The following is a 25,411-nucleotide window of genomic DNA, read 5'->3' on the forward strand; positions in this document are numbered from 1 at the left end:
TCGGGTCCACTCGCGCGGCCATGGGCTCCACGCTCTTGCGCGACAGAGGAAGCATCAGGCCCGTGCAGTAACCGCGAAGGCCCGCATGCCGGTCCACGTGACCCAGGCCTTCGCTCAGGTGCTCCAGGTAGCTATCGAAACGCTCGGCTGCATTCATCGATCCTCCAAATCGAAGTCCGGAAGATCGAATTGTGACATTTATGACACAGTAAGACTAGACGATCCGCCGCCGCCGCAGATCGGCAATGCGCTGCGCATCGAGTCCGATGCCCGCCAGCACCTCGTCGGTGTGCTCGCCGTTGAGCGGCGCACGCTGGCGGATTTCGGGCGGGGTGCGCGACAGGGTCACGGGCGTGGCGAAGATCGGCACCTTCTTCGGCGCGCCCGGGTAGTCCATCCAGTGGATCAGATTCGCGGACTGGATGGTCTCGTCCTCCAGTGCCTGGCGCGGCGAGTTGACGCGGGCGGCGGGGATACGCGCCTCCTCGAGCAGCGCCAGCGCCTCGCCCAGCGTCCTGTTCCGTGACCACTCGCTCATCACGCTGCTCAGGAACTCGCCATGCTCGCCGCGCAGCCTGTCACTGGCAAATCGCGGGTCGTCCAGCAGTTCGGGCCGGTTCACCAGCCGCGTCCAGCTCTTGAACATGGCGCCGCCGATGATCTGGATGATGAACCAGCCATCCCGTGCCTTGAAGATGTCGGACGGCGCATAGCTGGCGGCCCGGTTGAGCGTGGCCTGGCGGTCCAGGCCCAGCATGGCCTCCTCGATCAATGCGCCGCTGGCCATGTTCAGCCCGGTGCCCAGCAGGGACGCGCTGACTTCCTGGCCCTTGCCGCTGCGCTGGCGCTCGTAGAGCGCCAGCAGCGTGCCCAGGGCGCAGGCGAACGAGGTGGCGAAATCCACCACGGGCACCATGGCCTTCTGTGGCTGCTCGGGCGTGCCCGCCATGTAGACCGCGCCGCTGAGGGCCTGGCCCACGCCGTCGAAACCCACGCGGTCGCGCACGGCCGGCGCGTGGCCGAAGGCGTTGGAGGCCACCAGGATGACGTCGGGCTTGATGCCGCAGAGGGTGTCGTAGTCCAGCCCCAGACTCTTGAGCGTGCGCGGCGGCATGTTGGCGATCACCACGTCGGCTCCGGCCACCAGCTTGCGCACGATCTCGCGGCCCTCGGGGCTGGCGAGGTCGAGCGTGAGCGAGCGCTTGTTGCGATTGAGCTGCAGGAACATCGCGCCCTCGCCGCCCTCGGTCACGGGCACGATGTAGCGGTCTTCCCCGCCCTCCACCCGGTCGATGCGGATGACTTCCGCGCCGTAGTCGGCCAGCAGCGCGGCGCAGTACGGGCCGGCGATGAAGCGGCCGAAGTCGAGAACCTTGATGCCTTCTAGTACCGTCATGGTGTCTTTCACTGAAGATTCGGCGGCGTTCCTTCACCGATCATGTTGAATTCGGCCTGCAGCGAGCGGCCCATGGCCAACAGGCGCGGCCCCAGTTCGCGCTCGACGCGCGCGCGTGTCATGCCCTGGCTGGCACCGATGCAGGCCAGCACGAAGGGCGACGAGCCCTCCAGCAGCATCGGCGTGGCGATGATGCCCAGGTCGGGCTCCCATTCTCCGATGGCCGCGCAGTAGCCCTTGTCGCCCACCTGCGCAATGCCTTCGGACACCCGGCGGCGCTGGCGCGGCCAGTCCCTGGACATGCGGCGCTCCAGGTTTTCGAGCAGGTAGCAGCGCTCCAGCTCCGGCAGTGCCGCGAGCAGCGCCCAGCCCATGGGCGACAGCGCCATGCCCACGCGCATGCCCACGTGCAGCGGCAGCATCACGGGCGAGCCCAGGCTGCGCCGGCATTCGAGCACGACCAGGTCCAGCCGGTCGCGGACCGCCAGGCACACGTGCGCGTTGTTCTGCTGCGCGAAGTTCGCCATGGGCCCGCTCGCCAGCCCCTGGATGGCCGAGTGCGCGATGGCCGCGTAGCCCAGCCCCAGCACGGCGGGCGAGAGCCGGTACTTGCGCCGCGCGCCGTCGTACAGGAGGTAGCCCAGTTGCACCAGCGAATGGGCGATGCGCGTCACGGTGGAGGGCGGCAGTCCGGTGCGGTGCGCCAGCTGGCCGTTGCCCAGCCAGCGCTCGTGCGGAGCGAAGGCCGAAATCAGCGCTAGCGCGCGCACCAGCGGCGTCACCACCGTCACGCCCGGTTCGGGCCGCAGCCAGTCAGACATGCTGGCCCGCGTGGACTGCACGCTGGCATGGGCGGCGGCGCGGGCCATGCTGCGGCGCGGGGGCTTCAGGCCGCGGCGGCGGCACGCACGTCGTCCAGCGCCCCGGGGTTGTCCAGCGACGAGAGATCGCCCGGCGGCTGGCCGCAGTACACGCTGCGGATCACGCGGCGCATGATCTTGGAGCTGCGCGTCTTGGGCAACTGGCCCACCACATGCACCTTGGCCGGACGGAAGGGCCGGCCCAGGCGCTTGTCCACGTGCGCCGAAACGGCGGCCTGCAGCGCTTCGTGCGAAGCGTCGATGCCCGGCCTGGGCACGATGAAGACCACCAGCTTCTGGCCCTTCTCGGCGTCGGCCACGCCGATGGCGGCGGCCTCGGACACCTCGTGCAGCTCCAGCACCACCTCCTCCACCTCGGCCGGACCCAGGCGCTTGCCGGCCACCTTGAGCGTGTCGTCCGAGCGGCCCATCATGAAGAAGTTGCCCTCGGGCGTGCGCAGGGCCAGGTCGCCGTGCACCCAGAGGCCTGGCACAGCCTGCCAGTAGGTTTCGAGGTAGCGCTCGTCGTCGCGCCAGAACGACTGGGTCATGCCCACGAAGGGCGCGCGGATCGCGAGTTCGCCCACTTCGCCGGTCACGCTGCGGCCTGACGGGTCCACGACGTCGGCGGCCACGCCGGGCGAGATGGTGTTGAAGCCGCTCGGCGGAATCGCCCGGATCGGCACGCTGGCCAGCAGCGCGCCCGAAGCCTCGGTGCCGCCGGTGTAGTTGATCAGCGGCGCGGTGCCGTCGCCAAATCTCTGCTGGAACCAGTTGAAGTGCTCGGGCGCGATGCCCTCGCCAGCCGTGATCAGCAGGCGCAGGGTGGAGCGCTCGCCCGCCAGCGCCAGGTCTTCGTGGCTCGCCATGCCGCGGATCAGCGTGGGCGCCGAGCCGAAGTGCGTGACCCGGTGGCGCTCCACCACCCTGGACATGCGCGACCAATCGGGATAGTCCGGCGCGCCGTCGTAGCAGACCAGGGTTGCGCCGCGCAACAGCGCGCAACCCAGCACCAGGGTGCCGGCGATCCAGCCCATGTCGGCGGGCCAGCAATACACGTCGCCCGGGTGCACGTCGAAGTGCACCAGCGAGTCGTGCGCGATCTTGATCGGGAAGCTGCCATGCGTATGCACCACGCCCTTGGGCTTGCCGGTGGTGCCCGAGGTGTAGATGACCATGAAGGGCGTGTCGGGCGTGACGGACACGGCATCGCCTCCCCTGCCCTGCGCGACGGCGGCGGTTTCCTGCCAGTCCAGGTCGCGCGCATCCTGCGCGGCCTCGCCTTCTGCGCGCTTCCAGATCACGTGTTCAAGCAGCGGCAACTGGCGCCAGGCATCGCGCAAGGCGCCCTGCGCGTCCACGCGCCTGGCGCGGCGCGAGAAGCCGGTGGAGGCGATGGCCATGCGCGCCTCGGCGGCCGACAGGCGCGCCACGATGGCATCGACGCCGAAGCCGCTGAACAGCGGCACGACCAGCGCGCCCAGGTGCACGATGGCGAGCAGCGAGACGGTCGCCTCGACCCCGTTCTCCATCAGCAGGCCGATGCGGTCGCCCTGCCGCACGCCGTGCCGCGCGAGCCCCGCGGCGAAGTCGCGCACGCGCGCTTCGAGTTCGGCATAGGTCAGTGAACTGAGGCTGCCGTCCTCGCGCTCACCGACCACCGCCGTCCGCTGCGCGGTGGCGGGCTTGCGCGCCCAGCCGTAGATCGTGTTGACCCAGTTCAGCCTGCCGCCGGGGAACCAGCTCGGGAACTGCGGCCCACGCGAAAGATCGACGTAGCCCGTGGGCGGCTGGTCCCAGGCGATGGCGCATTCGCGCATCACGGTCCGCCAGTAGCGTTCGGGCTCGGCCACGGAGACACGCAACAGTTCGTCGTAGGTGGGCAGATCCAGCGCACGCATCAATTGCACGATGCCGGCGTTCTGCAACTCGCGCTGGCCGGGCTGCCAGTTCTTGGTGGAATCCATGGGCCGATTCACCTTCATGCGCGCTCGAACACCATGGCGATGCCCTGCCCGCCGCCGATGCACATGGTCTCCAGCCCGTAGCGGGCCTGGCGGCGCTGCATTTCGTGGAGCAGCGTGCTCATGATGCGCACGCCGGTCGCGCCCACGGGGTGGCCCAGGGAGATGCCCGAGCCGTTGACGTTGAGCCGGTCTTCCAGCGCCTCCATGGTGCTGCCCCAGCCCTTGACGCAGGCCAGCGCCTGGCAGGCAAAGGCCTCGTTGAGTTCGATCAGGTCCATCTGCTCGAACTTCAGGCCGGTGCGCGCCATGACCTTCTGCACCGCAGGCACGGGGCCGACGCCCATGCGCGCCGGGTCGCAGCCGGCGGCGGCCCAGCCCACCAGCCAGCCGATCGGCGTGAGGCCCAGCGCTTCGAGCCTGTCCTCGGCCACGACCAGGCAGGCGGCGGCTGCGTCGTTCTGCTGGCAGGCGTTGCCGGCGGTGACGATGCCGTCCTTCATGATGGCGCGCAGGCTGGCCAGGCTCTCGGCCGTGGTGTCGCCGCGCACGCCTTCGTCGCGGCTCACCATTAGCGGCTCACCCTTGCGCTGCGGCACCGGAACGGGAACGATCTCGCCCTCGAACAGGCCCGCCGCCTGCGCCCTGGCGGCGCGCTGGTGGCTGCGCGCGGCAAAGCGGTCGGCGTCCTCGCGGCTGATCTGGTACTCGCGCGCCAGCGTCTCGGCGGTTTCGATCATGCCGCTGATGCGGCCGAAGCGCTCTTCGGGCTGCGAGCGCTCGCGGCCCCGGTCCAGCCGGTCGTAGAACCTGACGTTGCCGGCGCGCTTGCCCCAGCGCATGTCGGTGGTGTAGTACTCGACGTTGCTCATGCTCTCCACGCCGCCGGCCATCACCACGTCGGCCGCGCCGGTCTGCACCATCATGGCGGCCGTGGCCAGGGCCTGCACGCCGCCGCCGCAGCGCCGGTCGAGCTGCATGCCCGCGACCTCGATCGGGAAGCCCGCCTGCAAGGCCACCCAGCGGCCGGTGCAAGGCGTCTCGCCGCTGGCGTAGCTCTGGGCGAAGACCACGTCGTCGATGCACGCCGGGTCCAGCCCGGTGCGCTGCACGACGGCGCGCGCCACGGTGGCGCCCAGTTCCTCGACGGGAACGCCTCTGAGTGCCCCGCCGTAGGCGCCCACGGGGGTGCGCAGCGGGGAGACGATGGCTGCTCGTTTCATGTCCATGTACCTCAGGATTTCGATGAAAATTGGCCTCCAGCCCAGATCGCTCCTGGGCTACCAGCTATTATTTTGATAGCTCATCCATAGCGCCCGCCGGTCACGTGCAGCACCTCGCCACTGATGAAGCCGGCGCGCTCGCTGGCCAGGAAGGCCACGGCGTCGGCGATGTCCTCGGGCTGGCCCACGCGCTTGACCGGCTGGGCGGCGATGGCGTTGTCCTTGATGGTTTCGTAGGTCGGCAGCGCGCGCACCATTTCGGTTTCCATGAAGCCGGGCGCCACGCAGTTGCAGGTGACGCCGTAGCGCCCCTCTTCCTTCGACAGCGCCCGCGCCATGCCGATCAGCCCGGCCTTGGCGGCGGAGTAGTTGGCCTGCGTCGGGTTGCCCAGGTGGGCGCGCGAGCTGATGTTGATGACGCGGCCCCAGCCCTGCCCGATGAAGTGCGGCATCACCGCCTTGGTGGCCAGGAAGGCGCCCTTGAGCATGACGGCCATCACGAAGTCCCAGTCGTCCTCGCTCATCTTCACCAGGTACTTGTCGCGCGGCGCGCCGGCGTTGTTCACCAGCACGTGCACACCGCCGAAGTGCGCCACGGTCTCATCCACCAGGCGCTTCACGTCCGCCCCCTGGGTGATGTCGCCCACCACGCAGTGCGCGGCCAGGCCCTCGCCGCGCAGCGCCTTGGCCGTGGCCTCGGCCAGCTCCGCATTGATGTCGGTGATCACCACCTTGGCGCCCTCTTGCGCCAGGCGCCGCGCCGTGGCAGCGCCCAGGCCGCGCGCCGAGCCGGTGACGATGGCGACCTTGCCGTTCAAACCCAGATCCATGACGGTTGCTCCTTGGAAAATGCTCAGCGCAGATCGACCCGCGCATTGTTCAAGACCACCACGCTGCGTTCCACCGCCGTGGTGCGCAGCGATACCGTGGCGCCGCGCACCCACATCTCGGTGCGCAGCGTGTCGCCTGGCCAGGCGGGTGCGGTGAAGCGCACCCGCATGCCGGCAAAACGGGTGTCCTCATAGTCCAGCACCGTGCGCAGCACCGCGTGCGCGGCCACGCCCATCAGCGCCATGCCGTGCAGGATGGGCCGCGCAAAGCCCGCGGCCGCGGCCACGGCCGGGTCGGCGTGCAAGGGGTTCAGGTCGCCGCTCAGGCGGTAGATCAGCGCAAGTTGCGCGGGTGTGGCGAGGTCGCACACGTGGTCGGGCGCGCCCTCGGGCATGGCGTGCGGCGCGGGCGGCGCGCCTTCGGTGCCGCCCGCGCCAAACCCGCCGTCGCCGCGCAGCAGGCTCAACTGCTGGACGGTGGCGAGCAGGCGGCCGCTGGCGGCATCGGTGATCTCGCGCGTCTGCTGCAGCAGGGCACCCCTGCCCTCGCCCTTGTCCCACAGGCCGGTGATGCGCGTGCAGCCCGTCACGCGACCGCTGGCGGGCAATGGCGCGTGCCATCGGACTTCCTGCTCGGCATGCAGGAGCTTTTGCCAGGTGATGCCGGTATCGGGATCGCGCGCCCAGAAGCCTGGGTAGGCCAGGACGTTGGCCATGGTGGGCATGGCGCGCAGCGATGCGCCGTCCCGCCCTTCGTAGACGTAGCGCAGTTGTCCCGCGTCCAGCGGGTCCGCGCCCAGGCCCAGGCCCAGCGCGTAGAGCTGGGTGTCGCGCTGCGAGTAGGCGTGCTCGATGGCGGGAAAGGGCCGTGCCAGCAGGCGGGCTGGGTCGATAGGCATGGGAGAGGACTCTTGGTGAGGAAGCAGGGGCGACGATGCCGCCGCAGCCCGCCCCGGTCAACAGGCATGCGGGCTTCGTTCCGTACAACGGCATGCGATGGGCGCATCCTCTGTGCGTGCAGGCGTTCAAGGCATTTCCATCTTTCGGAACGCGCGTGCCACGGCGCTTGCGTCGGACACAGCGGCGGCGCAGCATGCCGCACCATCCTCATCCCTTGATTCGCCCGCCATGATCCGCGACCCAGAAACGCTCAACGTCCTGCTCGACTCCATCCGCCGCTTCGTGAACGAGCGTCTCATCCCCAATGAGGAACTGGTGGCCGACTCCGACGAAATCCCCGAGGACATCGTGCAGGACATGCGCACGCTGGGCCTGTTCGGCCTGACCATCCCGGAACGCTTCGGCGGCCTGGAGCTCACGATGGAAGAAGAAGTGCTGGCCATGTTCGAGCTGTGCCGCGCCTCGCCCGTCTTCCGCTCGCTCATCGGCACCACGGTGGGCATCGGCTCGCAGGGCATCCTGTTCGACGGCACCCAGGCGCAGCAGGAAAAATACCTGCCCCGCCTGGCCACGGGCGAACTGCTGGCCTCCTTCGCGCTGACCGAGCCCGAGGCCGGCTCGGACGCCGCCTCGCTGCGCACCACCGCCATCCGGGACGGCGACGGCTACGTGGTCAACGGCACCAAGCGCTTCATCACCAACGCGCCGCAGGCCGGCATGTTCACGCTGATGGCGCGCACCGACCCGGGCGTCAAGGCCGCGGGCGGCGTGTCGGCCTTCATCGTCGATGCCGACACGCCCGGCATCAGCTTCGGCAAGCGCGACAAGAAGATGGGCCAGAAGGGCGCGCACACCTGCGACGTGATCTTCGACAACGTGCGCGTGCCGGCCGACAACCTCATCGGCGGCAAGGAAGGCAAGGGCTTCAAGACCGCGATGAAGGTGCTGGAGAAGGGCCGCATCCACATCGCAGCCGTCTGCGTGGCCGTGGCCGAGCGCATGCTGGACATGGCGCTGCGCTATGCCGCCGAGCGCAAGCAGTTCGGCCAGCCGATCGCCAACTTCCAACTCGTGCAGGCCATGCTCGCCGACAGCAAGGCCGAGATCTACGCGGCGCGCTGCATGGTGCTGGACGCCGCCCGCCGCCGCGACGACAAGCTGCCCGTGGGCACCGAGGCCTCGTGCGCCAAGATGTTCGCCTCCGAGATGTGCGGCCGCGTGGCCGACCGCGCGGTGCAGATCTTCGGCGGCGCGGGCTACATGGCCGAATACGGCATCGAGCGCTTCTACCGCGACGTGCGCCTGTTCCGCATCTACGAGGGCACGACACAGATCCAGCAGACAGTGATTGCGAAGAACATGCTGCGGGAGCTGTGACGAGGGCGTGTCATCCTTCAACAGCCCATTTCGGCCGCCACGATGGCCGGCAGCCACAACTGCGCCCGATCGAGCGCGGCAAAGCGCTCGATCATCTGTGCGGGATGGCGGCGCAGGATGTAGCTGCAGATGTGGGTATCCATCGTGCGGCGCATGGCGGGCGTCAAGTCCAGTCGCGCTCTTGCGCCGGGACATCCTGGCGCCGGGTCAGGAAGTCGTCGGGCAGCGGCTCGCCTCTATGTAACAACACATCGCCATATTGCATCGAAATCGACATTTCGCGCTCCCCACCGCCACTCTCACGCGGCGGAGCGCGTGGAACGACGGATGGGCGTCCCTGACGTTGCGCTGGCCCCTGGCGGCTATGTTCTTTGGCGAATGAAGCCGATCGCCATCTGACCGAAGGCATCGTTGTCATCCCCCGTGAGCATGTGCCCCGCCCCCGGCACATCGACGTGGCTCGCCCGCGGACACAGCGCCAGGAATTCGCGCACGGCCTCGTCGGTGACCACGTCGGAATGCGCGCCGCGCACCAGCAGCGTCGGCACCGCGAGCCGCCGCGCACACTGCGCCAGCCGCCGCGCGCGCGCCGCCAGGTCTTCCCGGCCGTCGAGAAAGCGCGGGTCCCAGTGCCAGTACAGGCGCCCGTCCGCGCCCTGGCGCAGATTCTTGGCCAGGCCCGCCGGGCTGCGCCGCCGGTGTGCCCGCGCACCCTGGTAGGCGCCGATGGCGTCCGCCGCCTCCTGCAGCGAAGCAAAGCCCTGCGCGTGGCGCGTCATGAAGCCGCGCACGCGCTCGAAACCGGCCGGCGCCGTGGTGTGCAAGACGTCGGCCAGGATCAGCGCGGCAGCCTGCACCACCGCTTCGCCCGTGGCCACCAGGCCCGTGATGCCACCCATCGAGGCGCCTATCAGCACCGGCCGGGCGGCAGCGCCCGCGCCGGCGATGCCGCGCAGCACGCAGGCCAGGTCCTGTGCCATCGCCGCATCGCCATAGTCGCCGCTGGGCACCCAGTCCGAATCGCCATGGCCGCGCGCGTCATAGGCCACGGCGTGGTAACCCGCCTGCGCCAGCGACAGCGCCGTGCGCCGCCACGAATGCCGCGTCTGCCCGCCGCCATGCAGCAGCACGACGGGCGGCGCGGACGGATCGCCCCAACTGTCGCCGCACAGGCGGTTGCCGTGGGCGCCCGTCCAGGCGAGCTTGGGCCGGGGCGTGCCGGGAAGTGGCTTGAGCGGAGTCATGGTTCGAGCAGATCCAGCAAAGAGAAAACCCCAATCGACTTTTTTCTTCCTTCGTATTCTAATGAATGTTAGTTTGATGAGAGTGTTCCATGAACCGCAGCATGCACCACCCATCTTCGCCCTCCCCTGATGGCCCCGGCCCGCGCCCGCGATCCGAGCGCTGCACCATCGTGACGCCCTTCGCCCGCGCCCTGTCCATTCTCTCGGCGTTCACGCCGCAGGACCGCTGGCTCTGCAACGGCGACCTGGTGGCACGCACCGGCCTGCCCGCATCGACGGTGACGCGCATGACGCGCACCCTGGTGACGCTGGGCTACCTGCGCTGCGCCGCCGACACGCGCAGGTTCCGCCTGAGCCCGTCCGCCCTGGCCCTGGGCTACCGGGCCGCGGCGGACACCGAGATCCACCGCGCCGCCAACCAGCGCATGAGCCAGTTCGCCGAACGCCACCAGGTGCACGTGCACCTGAGTTCCCGCGACCGGCTGGACCTGGTGGTGATCGACAGTTGCAGCACCAGCGCCCTGCCCGCATCGCTGCAGCCCGGCGTCGGCACCCGCCTGGGCCTGGCCTCGTCCGCCGCCGGCTGGGCGCTGCTGGCCAGCCTGCCCGATGCCGAGCGCCATTACCTGCTGCAAAGCGCCGCGCAGCATCCGCACGACGACGCGCGGCAGACGCGCCTGCGTTCGAGCGCAGCCATGGTGCAGGTGCGCAAGGACGGCTTCTGCGTGGCGCTGGGCGAATCGGGCCAGCCCATGACCATGGTGGCCGCGCCCATCCAGTTGCCGGACCAGGCCCCGCTGGCGGTGAGTTGCATGGCGCCGTCCATGCTCATGGGCCGCACCCGCAGCGTGCGCGAACTGGGGCCGGCCCTGGTGCGCATGGCCCAGGAAATCCAGCGCTCGCGGGGGCGGCCATGAGCGCTGCCGGGGCGCAGGCCGCCGAAAGCGCCACGCTGATGACTGTGGAGCGCGGGCTCGAAGTGCTGCGTGCCTTCCGCTCGGACCGCACGCCACTCACCAATGCCGAACTGGTGCGGCGCACCGGCCTGCCCAAGGCCACCGTTTCGCGCCTGACCTCCACGCTGCTGCAGGTCGGCTTTCTGCGCCTGGTGCCGGGCCGGCGCGAGTTCGAGCTGTCGGCCGGCGCGCTGGGCATCGGCCATGCGTACCTGGCCACCAACGACATGCTGCAGGCCGCGCAGCCGCTGATGCAGGAGCTGGCGGACCGGCTCGACGTGTCGGTCGCGCTCGGCATCCAGGACGGCATCGACATCCTCTACGTGGGCTATCGCGTGAGCCGCAAGGTGGCCACGCTGCGGCTGGGCGTTGGCTCGGTGCTGCCCATGGGCGCCACCTCCATCGGCCGTGCCTACCTCTGGGGGCTGCCGCCCGGGCAGCAGCGCGCGTTGATCGAGGAGCACAAGCGCCGCGCGGGCGCGCAGGGCGAGGCGCTGGAGCAGTCGATCCGCGCCTCCTTCGCCGAACTGGCGCAGTCGGGCACCTGCGCCGTGCTGGGCGGCTACCAGCGCGGCACCTACGGCGTGGCTTTGCCGATCCGCGTGGGCCTCCAGGGCGCGCTCATGAGCCTGAGCTGCGGCAAGGCAGACGTTGAGCTGGACCTGCGCTCGGAGCGCGAGCGCATCGCTCCCGCGCTCAAGGAAACGGCCGCGCGGCTCCAGGCGCTGCTGGCCGGGTTCGACAGCCATCTGTGACGGCCACCTGGCATCGCCCAGGGCGAAAGGCGCTCATCGCCGCGGAATCAGCGCCTGCGCCAATGCCCGTGCGCCCTGCCCGCCGTCCCAGATGCACTTGCGCAAGCGTTCGCCGGTCGCAGCACCGCCCGCCAGGCCCAGCCCCTTGGCAAGGATCTGCTCCCTGGTCAGCGGCTTGCACGGCGTGCCCACGCTGTCCACGACCACGCTGGCGCGCTCGCTGCCGTCGCTGAAGCGCATGCGCACGCCCGTGGCGAAGTGCTGGGGGTAGTAGCTGCGCGTCAGTTCCTCGCTCAGCTCGAAACGCACTCTGTCAGCGATGCCGAGGATGGCGGCGTCGCCCAGATGCTCTTCGCCATAGGCGTCGTAGCGCCGCGGCCCGTAGGCCAGCGTGGCGCCCACGATGAACGGGGCGCTGTACTGCGCCGCCATGCTGCCCTCGGGCCGCCGCAGCATGTGCTGGTCGGCGATCAGTTGCGGGCCGCTGAGGGTGATGCTCTCGATGGAATCCACCGGTGTGCTGAAGCCGTGGGTGACTTCGCGCAGTGCGTCGATGGTGGAGTGAAACAGCCGGCAGCACGCATAGGGCTTGAAGCTGATGTTGCGGATCTGCAGCGTGCCGGCGGGCTCGACCTGGCGCAGCGGGCCGCCGAACAGCGCCGCCAGCCCGTACGCGCCTTCGGCCACGCGGCGCGGCGCGGTGACGGCGGGCATGCGCGCGAACTCCGCCGCCAGCACGCCGTTGCGCGCGCCGAAGCCTGCGTGCGCGCGCTTGACCTCGCCGCCGCCCGGCTCGGCGGAGAACTGCATTGCGCCGCAGGCCTGCGACAGCGCATGGCCCCAGGCGGCGATCATTGCATCGGGCGCGACCGCTTCGCCACGCGCATAGGCATGCAGACAGGTGCAGGCGGTGGCCGCGCCAAAGGAGCCGAACACCGATGTCGGGTGAAAGCCGCGGTGCACCGTCTCCATGCCGCCCGCCGAAGCGCCCAGCAGGGCCATGGCCTCATAGCCCGCAGCCAGCGCGCGCAGCAGATCGGCCTGCGGCGCGCCGGCGGCGGCGCCCACGGCCAGCGCGGCGGGAATGATCGCGGCGCCGGGGTGGCTCAGGGTTTCGTCGTGCGTGTCGTCGAGTTCGAAGCTGTGGGCGGCCGTGCCGTGCACCAGCGCCGCCACCATGGGGTCGGCGCACCAGTCCGCGCCCAGCACGGGGCTGGCGCCGCTGCCGGCGAAGCGCTGCGCCCACTGCGCGATCTCGCGCGTCCAGGGCCGGGTGGCGCCCCACAGCGAGACGATGAAGTTGTCCAGCAGCAGCCGGCGCGCGGCCTCGGTGTCGGCCTCGGAGAGCGGCATGTTCGCCACGCGGGCCACGTGGGCCGCGATGGCGGCGGTCATGTGCGCGCTGGCCGGATCCTTCACGACCTCACGGGCCAGCTTCTGGGACACAGTCACCGCGCCAGCTCCGCATCGCCGGGCGACAGCGCTGCGCCGGCCTGGTGCAGCGCGTCGATCTCGAAGCTGGACAGGCCCCAGTCGCGCAGCACCTCGCGCGTGTGCTGGCCGGGCCGCGCGGGCGGGCGCTGGATCGCGCCTGGGGTGCGGCTGAAGCGTGGCGCGGGCGCGGGTTGCGCCACGCCGTCGACCTCGACGAAGGTGCCGCGCTGCTGAAGATGCGGGTGCGCGGGCGCCTCGGCCATCGAGAGCACGGGCGTGATGCAGGATTCGCTGCCCTCGGCAAGCGCCACCCACTCGGCCTGCGTGCGGGTGCGGAACACTTCGGCGAACCGCGCCTGCATGGCGGGCCAGCCGCTGCGATCGTGCTGCCCGGCCAGCGGCTCGTCCTGCAGCCCCATCACCGCCAGCGCGGCGCGGTAGAAGCGCGCTTCGTTCGCGGCGATGCTGACGTAGCTGCCGTCGCGGGTCTCGTACACGTTGTACCAGGGCGCGCCCGAGTCGAGCCGGTTGGTGCCGCGCTGGTCGCTCCAGTAGCCCGCGGCGCGCATGCCGTAGATCAGCGTCATGAGCGAGGCCGAGCCGTCGACCATGGCGGCATCCACCACCTGGCCGCGCCCGCTGCCGCGCGCCTCCAGGATGGCGCTGACCACGCCAAGCGCCAGGTAGAGCGAGCCGCCGCCGAAGTCGCCCACGAGGTTGAGCGGAATGGCAGGCGGCTCGCCCGCCCGGCCCACGGCATTGAGCACGCCCGTGAGCGAGATGTAGTTGATGTCATGCCCCGGCGCATGGGCCAGCGGCCCCGTCTGGCCCCAGCCGGTCATGCGGCCGTAGACCAGGCGCGGGTTGACGCCCAGGCAGGTCTCCGGCCCCAGTCCCAGGCGCTCGGCCACGCCGGGGCGAAAGCCCTCGATGAAGGCGTCGGCCTGCGCCACCAGGCGCAACACGGCGGCGGCGGCCTCGGGCTTCTTCAGGTCCATCATCGCGCTGCGCCGGCCGCGGTTGAGCAGGTCGAAGCGCGCGGCGATGGGCGCGCCGCCGTCATGCCCCGGCGGACGGTCGATGCGGATCACCTCGGCGCCCAGGTCGGCCAGCAGCATGCAGCAGAACGGGCCGGGGCCGATGCCGCCCAGCTCCACGATGCGGACGCCCGCCAGCGGGCCCTGTTTCCTCTTGTCGGTCATGCGTTTCCTTGGTTGTCACGTTCAGGAGCAGGCTTGTGGAACGCCGGCCACTGCAGCGCCACCAGTTCGCGCGAGGCGCCGTAGGCATAGCAACTGTCGATCTTGCGCGGCCGGCCATTGACATCCTTCTCGTCCACATGGCTGGTGCGCACCGAGTAAATGGTCTGGAAGGCCGCGCTGGCCAGCGGCGCCATCATTTCCTTCAGATGCGTGCAGGTGTCGCCCGCGGGCAGGCGTTTGCGCAGTTCGCTATTCCATCCCGCGCCCATGCGCAATCCGACCAGCGCCTGCAAGGTATCGCCGCCGGCCGCGCACTCGCGGTAGGGGTAGGCTCGGATGGCCGTGGTGATCTCAAGGATCACCATGTCCTCGCCGAACACCACCCGCAATCCGTGGTCATGGATGGTGTCGCCCGCCGGCACATGCCGCCCGCCGCTGGGCGGCGCGAAGTCGCAGGTCTTGCGGTCGGTGAGGCGCGCCTCGACCTCGAAAAGGCCATCGCTGCGGCGAAAACCGCGGAAATCGATGCGCCGGAAGTGCAGCTCCTCGCGCGTGACTTCTTCCGCCATGCCTCAAGCCCTGGTCAGTTGCACCAGGCGGCGCCAATGGGCCGCTTCGCCCGCGGCGGCCGCCCTGGCCTGCGCCGCGCCCTGGAAGTCCTGCTCCAGGTACTGAGCGGCGCAGAAGGCCATGAAGTCAGGCGTGGCGGCGATCGCGGCCAATGCGTCGGACAGCTTGCTGCGCACGGCATCGGGCGTACCGCGCGGGGCCATCGCCCAGATGGGCGAGGTGAGCTCGTAGCCCTGGATGCCGGCCGACTCGTTCAGGGTGGGAACGCCGGGCAGATACACCGAGCGCCTGGCCGAGGTGATGGCCAGCAGGCGCAGCCGGCCGCTCTTGACCAGCGGCAAGGACGCCGCGCCCGAGAACGCGACGTGGACCTGTCCGCTGCCGGTTTCGATCATGGCCTGCGAGCCGTTGCGATACGGCGCATGCACCATCTCCACACCGGCGATGGACTCCAGCAGCGCGCCGCCCATGTGCGAGGGCGTGCCCTGCCCCGCCGAGGCGTAGGTGACCGAGCGCGGCGCGCGCCGGGACGCCACGACCACGTCGGCCACGCTCTTGAAGGGCGAATCCGGCGCGGTCACCATGAACAGTGGGGAGCTGGCCAGCCGGGCGACCGGCTCGAAGTCGGCCACCGGGTCGTAGGGCGTCTTGTCGATCAGCGGCGTGGTGTAGTGGGCCGAGAAGGTGAACAGCAGCGTGTACCCGTCAGGCAACGCCTTGGCCACATAGTCCGTACCCACCGCCCCGCCGGCGCCGGGCTTGTTGTCAACGATGCAGGCCACGCTCCACAACCTGTTCAGCGCCACGGACACCTGGCGGGCGACGAGATCGGTGCCGGCGCCCGCCGCGACCGGGACGATGAAGCGGATCGGGCGGTCGGGCCAGGGTGTCTGGGCGAATGCGTCCTGCGCCAGCAAGCTGACTGCGGCGGGCAGGCCGGCGAGGAATGATCGGCGGGAAGTCATGGGCGCTTTCTCTCAGCGCGCTACGCCCAGCGCCTGCTTCCAGAAGCGCTCCAGCGATGCGACCTCTTCGCCGGCCTCGGCCAGCGTGGTCGGCGCGGGCTGAAGGGACATGCCGCTCAGCTTCTCGAGCACCGCCGGTTCGGCCAGCACCTTGCGCAAGGCGGCGTTGAACTCCTGCGCCATGTCCCTGGGCAGGTTCTTGGGCGCGAAGAAGCCGAGAAAGGTGTAGAACTCCAGCCCCTCAATGCCCAGTTCCTTGAAGGTCGGAACGTCGGGCAGCAGCGCCGAGCGCCGCGTGCCGGACACGGCGATCACCCGCGCCTTGCCCGAGCGGTGCACCGCCATGGCCTCGGGCATGCCCGTGATGCCCGCCGGCACCTGGGCGGCCATGACGTTCTGGATGACGGGCCCGGATCCGCTATAGGGAATGGCCGTCATGGCAACGCCCCAACGGCGGCCCAGGGCCTGGCCGATCAGCGTCGGAGCGCCGTCCGTGAACGGCACGCCGAAGGAGCGCAACGACGCATCGGCCTTGAGCGCGGCGGCGAAGCCTGCGAAGTCCTGGTAGGGCGCGCTCGCGGGAATGCTCAGCGTCCACACGGAGCGCGCGGCCTGCCCGAGCGCGGTGAAGTCCGCCGCCGCGTCATATCTGGCGGCGGGGGTGGTCAACGGCACGGTGATCAGCGAGTGATCGACGGTGAACAGCAGCGTGGCGCCGTTGGGCGCCGCGGCCTGCACGAACTGCGTGCCGATCTGTCCACTGGCGCCCGCCTTGTTCTCGATGAGCACGGACTGGCCCAGTTCCTTCGACAGCCCCTGCCCCAGCAGGCGCGCGAGCACGTCGGTGCCACCGCCTGCCGCGTAGGGCACGACGATCTTGATCGGCGCCTTGAACGTCTGGGCGAGTCCGGCGGCCGGCAACAGGCCGCCAACGGACGACACGGCGATGGCCGTGATGCATGCGAGTTTCTTCATGACGCTCGTCTTCTGGGTTGCGAAGGGTGACCAGCGCCGCCCGCAGCACATGCAACCCCAAGGCAACGCTGAACAAGCCCCTCGCGTGTCGCGCGTCCCTGCCGTGGGCGGTCTGCGGCGTTGCAAATTCTCGCCATGGCGGCGGCCATGGCTGCGGTTTGCGCCCTGCATTCCATCCCACACCAAGGCGCGCGCCAGCGCGGGGATTTGTTCAGCGTCGCCCTAAGGCTCAAGATGCCGCGGAGCAGGCCATGCCAGGACATCCGCAGAACCGGCTCCGCCGGTCCGCTGGATGTGCGCCCTCGCACGAGGAAGGCGAAGACGCGAAGCGCGCAGCCTGGGGGTGGTTTCATTGCATGCAGATCTTCAAGGAACCGCGCCGCGCATCCAAGTGAGGAATTCCGAAGCGGCGATTCGGGGATACCGAATACCTAGGACAAACCCTTGATCACCCAGAAGAACCGATGCAAGGCCATGAATTTATCTAACAATTACTAGATAGATTAAGCACTGGAAAGCAGGCAATGGAGGTGTACGACTACATCGTCGTCGGCGCGGGCTCGTCGGGCTGCGTGGTGGCACGCCGGCTGTCGGACGATCCGCAGGCGCGCGTGCTGCTGATCGAGGCCGGCGGCGACATGGACGACTTCTGGGTGCACACCCCCGCCGGCATGGCCAAGCTGTTCGCCAGCCAACGTTTCAACTGGCGCTTCAAGACCGCGCCCGTGCCCACGCTGGGCGGGCGCCAGGTGCAATGGGACCGTGGCAAGGGCCTGGGCGGCTGCAGCGCCGTCAACGGCATGATCTACATGCGCGGCCAGCCCGAGGATTACGAGCAGTGGGCGCGCGCGGGCAATGCGGGATGGGGCTGGGACGATGTGCTGCCCTACTTCAAGCGCTCGGAGAACAACGCGCGCGGCGCCAGCGCGTTCCACGGCGACCAGGGACCGCTCAGCGTCACGGATCCGGTGGAGGTCCATCCCGCGGCCGAGGATTTCCTCGCCGCCTGCGCCAACGCGGGAATCCCGCGCTCTGCCGATCTGAACGCCCCGCCCCACCCCGCGGCCGGATTGCGGCAGTACACGATCCGGGGCGGGCGGCGCCATTCGGCGTACCAGGCGTTCATCGAACCCGTGCGCCAGCGCCGCAACCTGAGCATCCTGACCGGCGCCCACGCCACGCGCGTGCTGCTGGAGAACGGCGAGGCCGCGGGCGTGGAGGTGCAGCACGGCGGCCGGCGGCGCAGCCTCCTGGCGGCGCGCGAGGTGGTGCTCAGCGGCGGCGCTCTCGCCTCGCCGCAGATCCTCATGCTCTCGGGCATCGGCGACGCGGCACAGTTGCAGCGCCACGGCATCGCGTTGCAGCGCGAACTGCCGGGCGTGGGGCGCAACCTGCAGGACCACTGGTACGCATCGTTCGCTTGGCGCGTGATCCCGGGCAGCTCGGTCAACCATCGCCTCAGCGGCCTGCGCAAATACCTCGAAGGCGCACGCTACCTGTTGACCCGCACCGGCTACCTGGCCCTGGGCGCGGCGCCGGTCACGGCCTACGTGAACAGCGAGGAAGGCGGCCGCGCCGACCTGCAGTTGTCGTTCAACGCCATGAGCTTCTCCGCCACGCCCTCGGGCGAGGTGGCGGCCGACGGCTATCCCGGCATCTCCGCCTCCGTCGTGCTGCTCACGCCCGCATCGCGCGGCCACATGGAACTGGCGAGCAGCGACCCGCTGCAAGCGCCTCTGTTTCACCCCAACTACCTCAGCCATGCGAGCGACGTCCGCCGCCACGTCGCGGGCATGCGCCGGCTGCGCAAGATCATCCAGACGCCGCCGCTGGGCCTGCGCGTGGTCGAGGAGGTCAAGCCCGGCCCCGCTGCCGCAAGCGACGAACAGTTGCTCGACTATCTCAAGCGCTTCGGCGGGACCGCCTGGCACCCGGTGGGCACCTGCAAGATGGGCCATGACGATCAGGCCGTGGTCGATGCGCGGCTGCGCGTGCAAGGCGTGCGGCGCCTGCGGGTGATCGACGCCTCGATCATGCCCACCATCCCCACCGGCAACACCAACGCGCCCTGCATCATGCTCGGCGAGAAGGGCGCGGACATGCTCCGCGAGGACGCGCTGCCCGCGCGCGCCGTGGCGGCCTGATCTTCATCGACAGCAAGGCAAAGCCTGATGGCATCCGCCGAATTTCAGACATTGAATGCCTGTAGCCCATATAAAAACTAGGCTTTTAGCTATGAATATTATAGCAAATCAACGACAGCACCTCTCCTGCAGGAGCCACCCATGAGCCCCCACACCATCGTCGAACAGCTCGCCCATTTCGCCGCCGGCGTCGATATCGCCCAACTGCCGGAGAACGTCGTGCAGGAGTGCAAGCGCGACATCCTCGACTCTCTCGGCGTCGCGCTGGCGGGCATCGATCACGCCCGGAGCCGCATCGGCATCGAGATGGCCCGCCGGATAGGCGGCAGCGCAGGCACTGCGACCATCATCGGCACCGGCGAGCGCTCGACTGTCTACGGCGCCGCCTTCGCCAACAGCGAGATGCTCAACGCGCTGGACGCCGATTCGGTGCTGCTGCCCGGGCACGTGAGCCCCTACGTGCTGCCCGGCGCCTTCGCCACGGCCGAGGCGCTGCGGCGCTCCGGCCGGGACCTGATCGCCGCCGTGGCGGTGTCGCACGAAATCTCCTGCCGCTTCGGCGCCGCGATGCCCGGCTACCGCGATACGAAGGACGGCAAGCTCGCCAACCCCGCCTCGGTCGTGGGCTACAGCAGCACCGTGTTCGGCGCCACCGCATCGGCAGGCAAGCTCAAGCGCCTGTCGGCCGCCCAACTGGCCAACGCACTTGGCCTGGCCGCGGCCTCCGCGCCGGTCAACGCGCAGCGCGCCTGGTTCATGCATGCGCCCACGGCCACCATCAAGTACCAGTTGGCCGGCGGGATGACCAGCGTCGCGCTCACTGCCGCCGACATGGGCGAACTGGGCCATCGCGGCGACCTGCGCATCCTGGACGACGAGGTCAACGGCTGGGCCAGCTTCATCGGAACCGACCGCTGGCTGCCCACCGCCATCACCGACGGCCTGGGCCAGGACTGGCGCTTTCCCGCGTTCCAGATGTTCAAGCCCTATCCGCACTGCCGCGTCATGCACGCGCCGCTGGACCTGCTGATCGACATCGTGAGCACCCACGATCTGAAGCCGGACGAGATCGAGAGCATCACCTCCTTCGGCGAAGGCTGGGCCTATGTGCTGCCCTGCTTCACCAGCCGCGAGATCCTGCAGGTGCACGACGCGCAGTTCTGCTTCGCGCACGGCCTGGCCGTGGCGGCCCACCGCATCCCGCCCGGCCCGCGCTGGCAGGACCCGGCGGTGGTGTTCGATCCGTCCGTGCTGGCGTTGATGAACCGGGTTTCGCTGCAGACCCACCCGGGCTACTTCCAGTCGGTGTCGACGGACATCTCCAGCCGCCCGTCGCGCGTGGAAGTGCGCGCGCGCGGCCAAGTCTTCGCCGGTGAGAAGATGTTCCCCAAGGGCACGCCCTCGGCCGACCCCTCGACCTACATGACGACGGAAGAACTGGTCGCCAAGTTCCGCAGCTTCGTCGACGGCCTGCTCCCCGCGGCGGCCATCGACCGGGCGGTGGACAGCGTGCTGAACCTCGAACAGGTGAAGGACTTCGGCACCGTCATCCGCCAGTTCGTGCGCTCGCCGCAGCCCTGAGGAGACAAGCCATGAAAAGCCCGTCCCTGAACATGCCCCACGCCGACCGGCTCTACATCGGCGGCCGGTGGGTCCAGCCCTCCACCAGCGAGACGTTTGCCGTGCTCAACTGCGCCACCGAAGAGGTGGTGGCGCACGCCGCCCAGGCCACCGAATCCGACGTGGCCGCTGCCGTGCAGGCCGCGCGCGAGGCCTTCGACCACGGCCCCTGGCCACGCATGGCGCCGGCCGAGCGCGCCGCCTACCTGGAGAAGATCGCCGAGCGGCTCGAAGCGCTGAACGACGAGTTCGCGCGCGGCTGGAGCATCGAATCCGGCGTGCTCTACAAAATAGCCAAGCCGCGCATCGGCCTGTTCCTGAGCGGCGCATTCCGCCAGTACACGGCCATGGCGCAGACCTATCCGTTCGTGGCGCCCACGCGCTCGGTCACCGGCCACCAGGCCTATCAGGTGCAGGAGCCCGTGGGCGTGGTCGCCGTGATCGTGCCGTGGAACGGCCCGGCCGGGCTGCTGGCCTACAAGCTCGCGCCCGCGCTGCTGGCGGGCTGCACGGCCGTCATCAAGAACACGCCCGAGACGCCGAGTTCGGGCCACCTGTTCGCGCAGATCTGCCACGAGGAGGGGCTGCCGCCCGGCGTGGTCAACATGGTGACGGCGGACCGGGCCGTGTCCGAGACGCTGGTGCGCCACCCCGGCGTGGACAAGATCACCTTCACCGGCTCCACCGGCGCGGGCCGGCGCATCGGCGCCGTGGCCGCCGAGCGCGTGGCCCGCGTCACGCTGGAGCTGGGCGGCAAGTCGCCCGCCGTGGTGCTGGACGACTACGACGTGGAGGCCGCCGCCAAGGTGCTGGGCGCGCCCTACTTCGGCTACCTCTCGGGCCAGGTCTGCCACAGCCTCACGCGCATCATCGTACCGGCCGCTAGGCACGACGCGATGGTCGAGGCACTGGCCGCCGCCGCGCGCAGCATGGTGTTGGGCGACCCGCTCGACGAGGCGACGAGCATGGGTCCGCTTGCCACGGCGGCGCAGCGCGGCGTGGTCGAGCGCATGGTGGCGCAAAGCGTCGCCCAGGGCGCGCAGCTCGTCACGGGCGGCAGGCGCCCCGCGCACCTCGGGCGCGGCTTCTTCTTCGAGCCCACGGTGTTCGCCAACGTGGACAGCCGCTCCTTCGCGGCGCAGAACGAGTTCTTCGGCCCCGTGCTGTCGGTGATCGCGGCCGACAGCGAACGGCACGCGATCGACATGGCCAACGACAGCATCTTCGGCCTCAACGCCGTGGTGTTCACCCACGACACCGAGCGCGCCATGCGCGTGGCGCGCCAGTTGCGCGCGGGCTCGGTGGGGCACAACGCCTCGCGCACGGACTTCTCGATCGGCTTCGGCGGCTTCAAACAGTCGGGCATCGGGCGCGAAGGCGGCGTGGGCGGACTCGAAGCCTTCCTCGAATCGAAGACCGTGGTGCTGGACCGGATGGCCTCCTGAGCCCGGAGCCGGCCGCCATGACCTTCAACCGACTGCACTTCATCCGTCAGGTCGATCTGTTCACGCTGCGGCTGTTCCTCTCGGCCGTGGATGAACAGCAGATCGGCCGCGCCGCGATCCGCGAGAATATCGCCGCATCCACCGCCACCAAGCGCATCCAGGACTTCGAGGAGATCGCGGGCGTGCCGCTGCTGGAGCGCACGCCCAAGGGCGTGGTGGCCACACCGGCGGGCGAGGTCATCGTGCGCTACATCCGCAAGCTGTTCTCCGACATGGACGACATGCGCGCGGAGATCGCCGCCTTCGGTGAAGGGCTGCGCGGCGAGGTGTTCGTGGCCTCGGCGCGCTCCATCTTCGTGCCGTTCCTCTCGCGCGAGTTGGGCAATTTCGCGCGCGATTTTCCGCAAGTGGACCTGGTGCTGCGCGAGCTGGAGAACACGGCCATCGTGCAGGCCGTGATCCAGGGAGACGCGGACATCGGCGTGTTCGCCATGGCGCCGGGGCTGGACCTGGGCGGAATCAACACCCACCCCTACCGCACCGACCGGCTGGTGGCCGTGGTACCCGAGGCCCACCCGCTGGCCGCCCACGCAAGCGTTTCGTTCGAGGAACTCGTTCCCGAGAACCTGATCGTGATATCGGCCATGCACGCGACTTTCGCCAAGGCGGCGCGCAAGCTGGGCGGCGAATACAAGCCCAAATACAGCGTGCGCAGCACGGGCGTGGCCATGAGCCTGGCGCAGGCCCGGCTGGGGGTGACGGTGCAGCCCGAGTGCGACGTCGTGCAGGCGCAGATCGACGGCGTGGTGGCCGTGCCCATGTCGGACGCCTGGGCCCGGCGCATCGTGCAGATCGCCACCCCGCGCGAGCGCACGCTGAGCCCCGCCGCGCGCGCCTTGCTCGAGCAGTTGCTGAGCCGGCCGGCGGACACGCCGCCAGGCGCCTGATCAGGCGGCCGGCTCGGCAGGCGCGGCGGCCCGCGCGCCGCGCGGCTGCAGCAGCGCCCCGATCTCGTCCAGGCCAAAGCCGTACTCGCCCAGCAGCGCCTCGGTGCGCTCGCGCAGGCGCAGCGCCGAGTGGCGCAGCGTGGCCGGGCTCTCGCTCCACTGCTGCGGAATGCCGATGGTGCGAATCGTGCCCTCGCCCGGATGCTCCAGCACGCCGAAGAAGCCTACGGCCTGCCTGTGCGCGTCCTGCAGCAGGGTTTCGGGCGTGTTCATGGCGATGGCGGGGATGTCCATGGCCTGCGGCCGCAGGCTGAACAGCAGCGCGTCCGCCGATGCCAGCACGCGCCGCTGTGCCGCCAGCCCGTGGGGGTGCTTCAGGTCCAGCAATGGATCGTGAGCCCGCCCGTCGGGCTGATGGCGGTGCCGGTGAGATGGGCCGCATCGTCCGACGCGAAGAAGGCCACGACCTTGCCGATGTCCGCCGGGCTGGCCACGCCCAGCGGGCTGTGCGCGACGATCTTCTCGTACTGCCTGCGGTGCATGTCCGAGACGGTGCTGCCGGGGCCGAACACCGCGCTCCAGGACGGCGTGTCGCGCACCACGGTCACACAGACGCAGTTCACGCGGATGCGCTCCCGTGCCAGATCCCTGGCCAGCACCCTGCTCGCGGCAATCAGCCCGCCCGAGAAGCTGGCGATGGCCGTCTGCCCCGGCGTGGGGCTGCGCCCGCCCTCGGAGGTGACGAACACCACGCTGCCGCCGCCGCGCTCGCGCATCGCGGGCACGGCGGCCTGCACCACGAGCAGCTTGGCCGCGAGGGCCTGGCCGACGAACTGCGCGACGCGCTCCAGATCGATGCCGGCGAACGGGCCGCGCACCTCGGGCGAGCGCGCCTCATCGTCATTGCCGCCCGCGTTGGGCACCACGATGTCCACACCGCCGAAGCGGCGAACCGCCTCGGCCGCCACGGCCTGCATGTCGGCCCGGGAACGCACGTCGCCTGGGGCGAAGCAGGCCTCGCCGCCCAGGTCGCGGATCTCGTCGAGCACGGCGCGGGCGTTGTCCGCGCTGCGCCCATTGACGACGACGCGCGCGCCGCGCGCTGCCAGTTGCAGCGCCACGCCTTTTCCGATGCCGCCCGTGCCGCCCGTGACGATGGCGACCCTGCCATCCAGTAGGTTGATCGTCGGATGTGGTGCCATGCCCTATTGCTCCTGGTGTGGGCCACAGCGTACGCGGCGACATGCGCCGATCCAAGTGCGGATTTCCGAAGCGCCGCTTCCAGGAAACGAAATCCGCCGTGACCGATTCGCATCAGAACGTCCTCCGCGACGCGAGCGCTTCGGGGCCATCGAAACGCGGCTTCGAAATTCACAACTTGGATTGCCTGGCCGCTTTCCCTAGCCTACCGGGGTCAACGCAATACCCCAAGGAGCAACCGACCATGGCCAATTTCCTCGACGACTCGCAGCAGATGTGGCTCGACACCGTGAACCGTTTCATGGACAACGAGATCACCGTCGAATACATCCGCAAGTGCGACGTGGGCCGCGACTACCCCTACGAGGCCTACGAGAAGATCGCCCGGCAAGGCTGGCTGGGCCTGCTGTTCAGCGAGGAGGAAGGCGGCGCCGGCGGCAACATCTTCGACTACACGCTGATGGCGGAGGGCCTGGGAAAGTACGGCTTCGACTTCGCGGCCGCCATCCTGGTGCCCACCTTCACCGCGATGAACATCGCCAAGTACGGCTCGCCCGCGCAGAAAGAGAAGTACATCCGGCCCTTCATCGAAGGCAAGATCCGCTTCTCGGTGTCGATCTCCGAGCCCGACGCCGGCTCCGACGCTTCCAACACCAAGACCCGCGCGCGGCGCGACGCCAACGGCGACTGGATCGTCAGCGGCCAGAAGCTCTGGTGCAGCGGCGCGGCGGCCAAGGACGTGGTGATCGCCATGCTGGTGCGCACCGACCCCGACAACAAGCACGGCGGCCTGTCGGTGCTGCTGATCCCGAACGACACGCCGGGCATGGTCATCAACAAGCTGCCCACGCTGTCGCGCCATGCCACCGGAACGACCGAGATCTTCCTCGACAACGTGCGCGTGCCGGGCGACGCCATGCTGGGCGAGGAAGGCCAGGGCTGGAAGATCATCACCGAGCATCTGGAACTGGAACGCTGCTCGGTGGCCGCGGCCTACGTGGGCAATGCCCAGGAGGCGGTGTCGAACGCGGTGCGCTATGCGCATGAGCGCATCCAGTTCGGCAAGCAGTTGTGGGACTTCCAGGTGCTCAAGCACATGCTGGCAGACCGCCAGACCGAGGTCGATGCCGCGCGCCTGCTGTGTTACCGCGCCGCGCAACTGGCCGCCGAGCACAAGCCCTGCAGCCGCGAGGTGTCGATGGCCAAGCTCTACGGCTCCGAGACGCTCAAGGCCTGCGCGTTGACCGGCATGCAGGTGCTGGGCGGCTATGCCAACCTGCCGGAGGCCGACATGGAGCGCTACCTGCGCGAGAGCATCCAGTGCACGATCGGCGGTGGCACCTCGCAGATCCAGAAGACCATCATCGCCAAGTCGATGCGTCTGGGTTGACCCCTTCGGAGACA

24 protein-coding genes are annotated in these 25,411 nt (G+C 69.7%); 8 read left to right on the forward strand and 16 right to left on the reverse strand.

Features of this window, described 5'->3' with window-relative positions; all coding sequences use genetic code 11:
- The 7 genes from JHD63_RS00585 to JHD63_RS00615 all read right to left on the reverse strand — a co-directional run.
- Window positions 1-157 (reverse strand): transposase (locus JHD63_RS00585; RefSeq protein ID WP_198968717.1); only part of this gene is annotated, 157 nt, incomplete at its 3' end.
- A gap of 57 nt (window positions 158-214) precedes the next feature.
- Entirely contained in the window at window positions 215-1,396 is a 1,182-nt protein-coding gene (locus JHD63_RS00590) for a CaiB/BaiF CoA transferase family protein (RefSeq protein WP_198968718.1), read from the reverse strand.
- An 8-nt stretch (window positions 1,397-1,404) separates the two neighbouring features.
- Window positions 1,405-2,265: an IclR family transcriptional regulator gene (locus JHD63_RS00595; protein ID WP_198968719.1), complete on the reverse strand. Its 861-nt coding sequence runs from the start codon at window positions 2,263-2,265 to the stop codon at window positions 1,405-1,407.
- 17 nt (window positions 2,266-2,282) lie between these two features.
- Window positions 2,283-4,223, reverse strand: a complete 1,941-nt coding sequence (locus tag JHD63_RS00600; protein ID WP_198968720.1) for an AMP-binding protein — start codon at window positions 4,221-4,223, stop codon at window positions 2,283-2,285.
- Between the two features lie 14 nt (window positions 4,224-4,237).
- Complete coding sequence (locus JHD63_RS00605; protein ID WP_198968721.1) at window positions 4,238-5,443, reverse strand: acetyl-CoA C-acetyltransferase; 1,206 nt, start codon at window positions 5,441-5,443, stop codon at window positions 4,238-4,240.
- An 80-nt stretch (window positions 5,444-5,523) separates the two neighbouring features.
- On the reverse strand, window positions 5,524-6,273 hold the full coding sequence (locus tag JHD63_RS00610) for an SDR family NAD(P)-dependent oxidoreductase (protein WP_198968722.1): 750 nt from the start codon (window positions 6,271-6,273) through the stop codon (window positions 5,524-5,526).
- Window positions 6,274-6,296: 23 nt separating this feature from the next.
- Window positions 6,297-7,172 (reverse strand): MaoC/PaaZ C-terminal domain-containing protein, encoded by an 876-nt coding sequence (locus tag JHD63_RS00615; RefSeq protein WP_198968723.1) that lies wholly within the window; start codon window positions 7,170-7,172, stop codon window positions 6,297-6,299.
- Between the two features lie 229 nt (window positions 7,173-7,401).
- Between JHD63_RS00615 and JHD63_RS00620 the strand changes: the two genes are divergently transcribed.
- Complete coding sequence (locus JHD63_RS00620; protein WP_198968724.1) at window positions 7,402-8,550, forward strand: acyl-CoA dehydrogenase family protein; 1,149 nt, start codon at window positions 7,402-7,404, stop codon at window positions 8,548-8,550.
- Between the two features lie 17 nt (window positions 8,551-8,567).
- Here JHD63_RS00620 and JHD63_RS24510 read toward each other — a convergent pair whose 3' ends face one another.
- Together JHD63_RS24510 and JHD63_RS00625 are read right to left on the reverse strand one after the other, a co-directional pair.
- The gene (locus JHD63_RS24510) at window positions 8,568-8,693 is read right to left on the reverse strand and encodes a hypothetical protein (RefSeq protein ID WP_255519241.1); all 126 of its coding nucleotides are present in this window, start codon (window positions 8,691-8,693) and stop codon (window positions 8,568-8,570) included.
- A gap of 219 nt (window positions 8,694-8,912) precedes the next feature.
- The gene (locus JHD63_RS00625) at window positions 8,913-9,794 is read right to left on the reverse strand and encodes an alpha/beta fold hydrolase (RefSeq protein ID WP_198968725.1); all 882 of its coding nucleotides are present in this window, start codon (window positions 9,792-9,794) and stop codon (window positions 8,913-8,915) included.
- A gap of 101 nt (window positions 9,795-9,895) precedes the next feature.
- Here JHD63_RS00625 and JHD63_RS00630 point away from each other — a divergent pair, with 101 nt between their 5' ends.
- Window positions 9,896-10,711: an IclR family transcriptional regulator gene (locus JHD63_RS00630; protein WP_198968726.1), complete on the forward strand. Its 816-nt coding sequence runs from the start codon at window positions 9,896-9,898 to the stop codon at window positions 10,709-10,711.
- Entirely contained in the window at window positions 10,708-11,505 is a 798-nt protein-coding gene (locus JHD63_RS00635; protein WP_198968727.1) for an IclR family transcriptional regulator, read from the forward strand. Before JHD63_RS00630 ends, JHD63_RS00635 begins: the two co-directional genes overlap by 4 nt.
- A gap of 33 nt (window positions 11,506-11,538) precedes the next feature.
- On the opposite strand, the gene JHD63_RS00640 is transcribed toward JHD63_RS00635, so the two are convergent.
- The 5 genes from JHD63_RS00640 to JHD63_RS00660 are packed head-to-tail and all read right to left on the reverse strand — an operon-like array spanning window position 11,539 to window position 16,651.
- Window positions 11,539-12,957: an MmgE/PrpD family protein gene (locus JHD63_RS00640; protein WP_370590357.1), complete on the reverse strand. Its 1,419-nt coding sequence runs from the start codon at window positions 12,955-12,957 to the stop codon at window positions 11,539-11,541.
- The gene (locus JHD63_RS00645; RefSeq protein WP_198968728.1) at window positions 12,954-14,141 is read right to left on the reverse strand and encodes a CaiB/BaiF CoA transferase family protein; all 1,188 of its coding nucleotides are present in this window, start codon (window positions 14,139-14,141) and stop codon (window positions 12,954-12,956) included. Before JHD63_RS00645 ends, JHD63_RS00640 begins: the two co-directional genes overlap by 4 nt.
- Window positions 14,138-14,710: a DUF2889 domain-containing protein gene (locus JHD63_RS00650; RefSeq protein ID WP_198968729.1), complete on the reverse strand. Its 573-nt coding sequence runs from the start codon at window positions 14,708-14,710 to the stop codon at window positions 14,138-14,140. Before JHD63_RS00650 ends, JHD63_RS00645 begins: the two co-directional genes overlap by 4 nt.
- 3 nt (window positions 14,711-14,713) lie before the next feature.
- Window positions 14,714-15,676: a Bug family tripartite tricarboxylate transporter substrate binding protein gene (locus JHD63_RS00655; RefSeq protein WP_198968730.1), complete on the reverse strand. Its 963-nt coding sequence runs from the start codon at window positions 15,674-15,676 to the stop codon at window positions 14,714-14,716.
- Window positions 15,677-15,688: 12 nt separating this feature from the next.
- Window positions 15,689-16,651, reverse strand: coding sequence for a tripartite tricarboxylate transporter substrate-binding protein (locus JHD63_RS00660; RefSeq protein WP_198968731.1), 963 nt, complete (start codon window positions 16,649-16,651; stop codon window positions 15,689-15,691).
- A 524-nt stretch (window positions 16,652-17,175) separates the two neighbouring features.
- Here JHD63_RS00660 and JHD63_RS00665 point away from each other — a divergent pair.
- From JHD63_RS00665 to JHD63_RS00680, 4 genes are all read left to right on the forward strand, one after another.
- Window positions 17,176-18,795: a GMC family oxidoreductase gene (locus tag JHD63_RS00665; protein WP_198968732.1), complete on the forward strand. Its 1,620-nt coding sequence runs from the start codon at window positions 17,176-17,178 to the stop codon at window positions 18,793-18,795.
- 141 nt (window positions 18,796-18,936) lie between these two features.
- Entirely contained in the window at window positions 18,937-20,376 is a 1,440-nt protein-coding gene (locus JHD63_RS00670; RefSeq protein WP_198968733.1) for an MmgE/PrpD family protein, read from the forward strand.
- An 11-nt stretch (window positions 20,377-20,387) separates the two neighbouring features.
- Window positions 20,388-21,860, forward strand: coding sequence for an aldehyde dehydrogenase (locus JHD63_RS00675; RefSeq protein ID WP_198968734.1), 1,473 nt, complete (start codon window positions 20,388-20,390; stop codon window positions 21,858-21,860).
- A gap of 17 nt (window positions 21,861-21,877) precedes the next feature.
- The gene (locus JHD63_RS00680) at window positions 21,878-22,807 is read left to right on the forward strand and encodes a LysR family transcriptional regulator (protein WP_198968735.1); all 930 of its coding nucleotides are present in this window, start codon (window positions 21,878-21,880) and stop codon (window positions 22,805-22,807) included.
- Here the strand turns inward: JHD63_RS00680 and JHD63_RS00685 are convergent, their stop codons facing one another.
- Together JHD63_RS00685 and JHD63_RS00690 are read right to left on the reverse strand one after the other, a co-directional pair.
- A complete protein-coding gene (locus JHD63_RS00685; RefSeq protein WP_233167466.1) occupies window positions 22,808-23,149 on the reverse strand; it encodes a hypothetical protein in 342 nt (113 codons plus the stop codon).
- Between the two features lie 32 nt (window positions 23,150-23,181).
- Window positions 23,182-24,009 (reverse strand): SDR family NAD(P)-dependent oxidoreductase, encoded by an 828-nt coding sequence (locus JHD63_RS00690; protein WP_198968736.1) that lies wholly within the window; start codon window positions 24,007-24,009, stop codon window positions 23,182-23,184.
- Between the two features lie 242 nt (window positions 24,010-24,251).
- Here JHD63_RS00690 and JHD63_RS00695 point away from each other — a divergent pair, with 242 nt between their 5' ends.
- Entirely contained in the window at window positions 24,252-25,397 is a 1,146-nt protein-coding gene (locus JHD63_RS00695; RefSeq protein ID WP_198968737.1) for an acyl-CoA dehydrogenase family protein, read from the forward strand.
- The last annotated feature ends 14 nt before the right edge of the window (window positions 25,398-25,411 follow it).

The sequence above is a fragment of the Xylophilus sp. ASV27 genome, from assembly GCF_016428875.1.
Taxonomy (GTDB): Bacteria; Pseudomonadota; Gammaproteobacteria; order Burkholderiales; family Burkholderiaceae_C; genus Xylophilus.

Bases quoted from the DNA above. Each gene is read 5' to 3' on its own strand.
- JHD63_RS00590 (WP_198968718.1), bottom strand. From the start codon at position 1,396: ATGACGGTACTAGAAGGCATCAAGGTTCTCGACTTCGGCCGCTTCATC.
- JHD63_RS00595 (WP_198968719.1), bottom strand. From the start codon at position 2,265: ATGGCCCGCGCCGCCGCCCATGCCAGCGTGCAGTCCACGCGGGCCAGC.
- JHD63_RS00600 (WP_198968720.1), bottom strand. From the start codon at position 4,223: ATGGATTCCACCAAGAACTGGCAGCCCGGCCAGCGCGAGTTGCAGAAC.
- JHD63_RS00605 (WP_198968721.1), bottom strand. From the start codon at position 5,443: ATGAAACGAGCAGCCATCGTCTCCCCGCTGCGCACCCCCGTGGGCGCC.
- JHD63_RS00610 (WP_198968722.1), bottom strand. From the start codon at position 6,273: ATGGATCTGGGTTTGAACGGCAAGGTCGCCATCGTCACCGGCTCGGCG.
- JHD63_RS00615 (WP_198968723.1), bottom strand. From the start codon at position 7,172: ATGCCTATCGACCCAGCCCGCCTGCTGGCACGGCCCTTTCCCGCCATC.
- JHD63_RS00620 (WP_198968724.1), top strand. From the start codon at position 7,402: ATGATCCGCGACCCAGAAACGCTCAACGTCCTGCTCGACTCCATCCGC.
- JHD63_RS24510 (WP_255519241.1), bottom strand. From the start codon at position 8,693: ATGGATACCCACATCTGCAGCTACATCCTGCGCCGCCATCCCGCACAG.
- JHD63_RS00625 (WP_198968725.1), bottom strand. From the start codon at position 9,794: ATGACTCCGCTCAAGCCACTTCCCGGCACGCCCCGGCCCAAGCTCGCC.
- JHD63_RS00630 (WP_198968726.1), top strand. From the start codon at position 9,896: ATGCACCACCCATCTTCGCCCTCCCCTGATGGCCCCGGCCCGCGCCCG.
- JHD63_RS00635 (WP_198968727.1), top strand. From the start codon at position 10,708: ATGAGCGCTGCCGGGGCGCAGGCCGCCGAAAGCGCCACGCTGATGACT.
- JHD63_RS00645 (WP_198968728.1), bottom strand. From the start codon at position 14,141: ATGACCGACAAGAGGAAACAGGGCCCGCTGGCGGGCGTCCGCATCGTG.
- JHD63_RS00650 (WP_198968729.1), bottom strand. From the start codon at position 14,710: ATGGCGGAAGAAGTCACGCGCGAGGAGCTGCACTTCCGGCGCATCGAT.
- JHD63_RS00655 (WP_198968730.1), bottom strand. From the start codon at position 15,676: ATGACTTCCCGCCGATCATTCCTCGCCGGCCTGCCCGCCGCAGTCAGC.
- JHD63_RS00660 (WP_198968731.1), bottom strand. From the start codon at position 16,651: ATGAAGAAACTCGCATGCATCACGGCCATCGCCGTGTCGTCCGTTGGC.
- JHD63_RS00665 (WP_198968732.1), top strand. From the start codon at position 17,176: ATGGAGGTGTACGACTACATCGTCGTCGGCGCGGGCTCGTCGGGCTGC.
- JHD63_RS00670 (WP_198968733.1), top strand. From the start codon at position 18,937: ATGAGCCCCCACACCATCGTCGAACAGCTCGCCCATTTCGCCGCCGGC.
- JHD63_RS00675 (WP_198968734.1), top strand. From the start codon at position 20,388: ATGAAAAGCCCGTCCCTGAACATGCCCCACGCCGACCGGCTCTACATC.
- JHD63_RS00680 (WP_198968735.1), top strand. From the start codon at position 21,878: ATGACCTTCAACCGACTGCACTTCATCCGTCAGGTCGATCTGTTCACG.
- JHD63_RS00690 (WP_198968736.1), bottom strand. From the start codon at position 24,009: ATGGCACCACATCCGACGATCAACCTACTGGATGGCAGGGTCGCCATC.
- JHD63_RS00695 (WP_198968737.1), top strand. From the start codon at position 24,252: ATGGCCAATTTCCTCGACGACTCGCAGCAGATGTGGCTCGACACCGTG.